We start from the raw sequence: 3,304 nt of genomic DNA on the forward strand, positions 1-3,304 counted from the left end.
GATAAACGATTCTCGACAAGGGCGGGGAGGGCTTTTTGCCGGCGGCAAGGAGGCCTCCCTTCCCCATGCCTCTTCCTTTTTCGGCGCCCCTCAGAGGGACAGGGGAGGGCAGAGAGGAGCCTCCGGGCAGAGACAAAAAACTCCCCCGTCCGCAAGGGATGGGGGAGACTGGAACAAGGGGAGTACGACCATCAGGCCGCCTTCCCTTTTTTCATACCTCGCGGCATGATGCGCACGACGGGGATTGCAATGCCCGGCATTTCCGTCTATAGGCTGGCCGCGGGCGCTGCGACCGGGGCCAGCCGGGGATGGGCTGCTGCCATCCGGGAAGGCTAGTCGTTTTTTTCCTGCGTCGCGGGATCGAACAGGCGGCCCAGTGCCGCCGCGTCCAGCGGGTTGAGGTTGAAGCGCATCCCGGCTTCGTCCAGAAGGGCGGCCAGGGATTTTTCGGGATACAGGGCGCGCTGTTCCGCCAGCCAGGCGGCGGCTCGCCGTACCAGTTCCGAAGCGGGCATGATGGTGGCCATGGAGTTCTCCTTTTTGTGGATCACTCTAGCCGAGTCCGTTTCGGGAAACAACGGGTCTTCGGATCCAAAGGACGGCATATATGGATAATTTGTGGGTTGCGTTCATCCTCAGCATCGTGGAAGGGCTGACGGAATACCTGCCGGTCTCGTCCTCGGGCCATCTGGTGCTGGTGGGCGATCTGCTCAATTTCAGCGGTGAAAAAGCTGCCACCTTCCAGGTGGTCATCCAGCTGGGCGCCATCATGGCGGTGGTCGTCCTCTACTGGGGACGTTTCTGGGGCCTGCTGCGGCCGCAACAGGGCGTGCCCTTTGCCGGTCTGCGCGGCATCTGGATGCTCTTCCTCACCTGCGTGCCCGCCTGTGTGCTGGGCCTGTTGCTGCACTCCCAGATCAAGAGCCTGTTCACGCCGAGCATGGTGCTGATCCCCTTCGTCATCGGCGCCCTGCTGATGATCTTTGTGGAGCGCCGCCAGTTCCATCCCCGCTATGAGACCCTGGACGACATGACGCCCGGCCTGGCCTTCGGCATCGGCTGCTTCCAGTGCCTGGCCCTGTTCCCCGGCTTTTCCCGTTCGGCGGCCACCATCATGGGCGGCATGATCCTGGGGGCCCGCCGTCCGCTGGCGGCCGAATATTCGTTCATCGCCGCCGTGCCCATCATGGTGGCGGCCACGGGCTTTGACCTGCTCAAGAGCCTGCATCTGTTCACCGCGGCGGACATCCCCTTCTTTGCCGTGGGCATGATCGGCTCCTTTATTTCCGCCCTGATCGCGGTCAAGGCCTTCGTGAGGCTGGTGGGTCATATGACCCTGGTGCCCTTTGCCGTGTACCGCCTGCTGCTGGCTCCCTTTATCTGGTATTTCATGGTGCATTAAAAAAAATTGGGAAAATCCCCAAAAAATGCTTGCCAAAGGGGAGCAACTTCTGTAGATACATCCCTGCGTTGAGTGGGACACGAAACGCCATCACGGCAAGGTAGCTCAGTTGGTCAGAGCATGCGGTTCATACCCGCAGTGTCGGGGGTTCAAATCCCTCCCTTGCTACCAGAATATGACAGGAAGCCCGGGAATTTCCCGGGCTTCTTTTGTTATGGATCTCCGTCTGTAGTAAGTCCGCAGATAGAGAAGCGGAATTTGATGATACGTTCTTCACTTCAGCGTCAGGATGGCGGCTGGAGAGCACAGGGGAAAGTTCTGTTATCGCGATCTTCCACGTGGTGATTGCCTGTTGTGCATTCAGACCTCGAAGATGTCAAAGGGGGCTGGGGGGGAGGACGATTTGTAGTCGCTGGAAGAAAGGTACAAAAAAAGACTTGCCAGCGTGCCGTAATTTTTGTAGATACATTCCTACGTTGTGGAAAAGCCACAGTAATCTTATGGCAAGGTAGCTCAGTTGGTCAGAGCATGCGGTTCATACCCGCAGTGTCGGGGGTTCAAATCCCTCCCTTGCTACCAAAGGCAATAAAAAAGGCCCGGAATATTTTCCGGGCCTTTTTTATTGCCTTTGGTAGCTCTTTTTTTGCTCTTATAAAGATCCAACTATTTGTTTTTTGACAATTTATTTCGCAGCCAGCGAGATATTTCTCGTAAGGGAAACGTAACTTTCCATGAATTTGAATTCAAAATTGATTCAAGTTCACTTTTTAACTGGCTATTTATATTTTTTAAATTAATATTATCTTGGAATATATTATTATATCTTGCATTGACGCTTTCATACTTTGATTTGATATCTTTTAGTTTGTGGCTATTAACAAAATACTCAGAAGTTGATTTTATTAGTTCGACTAGCGCTATTGAGATTTCTTTGTCTTGAGATAGGAGATTTTGCAATAGGGGATTATCAAGAGTTGGGCCTCCAGGTTTTCTCCATATAGCAAGACCATGAGAATGGGTAAAAACACAAATCTCTTGAGATTTTTCTGCTATTTCATGCCATAATTTATAGACACCAAAATTATTTCCTTGCTCGGCAACATCATGAAAAAGGATAATCCCTCCGGGTTTTACCTTTGGTAGCCAGGTATAGAAGTCGTGCTTGACTGCATCATATGTATGAAGTCCATCAATATGGAGTATGTCAATAGATTCATCTTTAAAATATTGTACTGCATCATCAAATTTCATACGCAACATCGTTGCAAAATTTGAATAGCATTTTTCAGCATGCTCTGAAAATTTTATGTATACATCTTCTCCGTAGAAGCCTGCTTGTTCATCCCCTTTCCAGGTATCAACTGCATAACATGTTGTTTTTAGCCATGATTGTTTGACAGCTTCACAGAAAGCAAAAAAAGAAACACCAGTGTGGCTACCAAGTTCTACTAGGCATTGAGGGCGATATGCTCGAATAAGCATATCGGCAAAAATAACATGTCCAATCCATGGGGTGACCCCTCCAGCTAATATCTCATGCGGTCCTTTATATTCATAGGTAGTATAGTGTGATAAGAAGTTGAGTATTTCTTTGTTCATGTTTACGACCTCCTCGTATCTATGAAATTTTTATTTTTTTTCGTAATCTTATACTTGGATTTTCGATGTATCTATGTAAAAGAGAAGAGGTTAAAAATGTCACTTTAATAGATATAATTACCATGAATATAAAGAGAACGTGCTTTAAGTATATATTTGATATGTCTATTTTATAGTATATTGAGATGAAAAGACTGAGAACTTGAAGGTGGACAAGATAAAACGGATATGAAATCTTTGACATGTATAAAAAAAATGATTTTATTTTACAGAGCTTTTCAGTATTGAGTGTAGTCTTGCTTA

At 48.6% G+C, this 3,304-nt stretch carries 3 protein-coding genes and 2 tRNA genes; 3 read left to right on the forward strand and 2 right to left on the reverse strand.

From position 1 onward, the window contains the following. Window positions 1-332: 332 nt before the first annotated feature. A complete protein-coding gene (locus ACQRCJ_RS12185) occupies window positions 333-527 on the reverse strand; it encodes a hypothetical protein (RefSeq protein ID WP_168935744.1) in 195 nt (64 codons plus the stop codon). A gap of 80 nt (window positions 528-607) precedes the next feature. On the opposite strand from ACQRCJ_RS12185, the gene ACQRCJ_RS12190 reads away from it, so the two are divergent. The 3 genes from ACQRCJ_RS12190 (at window position 608) to ACQRCJ_RS12200 (ending at window position 1,981) form a co-directional block, all read left to right on the forward strand. Beyond that, complete coding sequence (locus ACQRCJ_RS12190) at window positions 608-1,402, forward strand: undecaprenyl-diphosphate phosphatase (RefSeq protein ID WP_006004607.1); 795 nt, start codon at window positions 608-610, stop codon at window positions 1,400-1,402. Between the two features lie 94 nt (window positions 1,403-1,496). Further along, window positions 1,497-1,573, forward strand: a tRNA-Met gene (locus ACQRCJ_RS12195). Window positions 1,574-1,904: 331 nt separating this feature from the next. Further along, window positions 1,905-1,981: transfer RNA gene (locus tag ACQRCJ_RS12200), tRNA-Met, on the forward strand. 84 nt (window positions 1,982-2,065) lie between these two features. On the opposite strand, the gene ACQRCJ_RS12205 is transcribed toward ACQRCJ_RS12200, so the two are convergent. Beyond that, complete coding sequence (locus ACQRCJ_RS12205) at window positions 2,066-3,001, reverse strand: class I SAM-dependent methyltransferase (protein ID WP_427799914.1); 936 nt, start codon at window positions 2,999-3,001, stop codon at window positions 2,066-2,068. Between the last annotated feature and the right edge of the window lie 303 nt (window positions 3,002-3,304).

This window comes from Desulfovibrio sp. SGI.102 (genome assembly GCF_050314315.1).
GTDB lineage: Bacteria > Desulfobacterota > Desulfovibrionia > Desulfovibrionales > Desulfovibrionaceae > Desulfovibrio.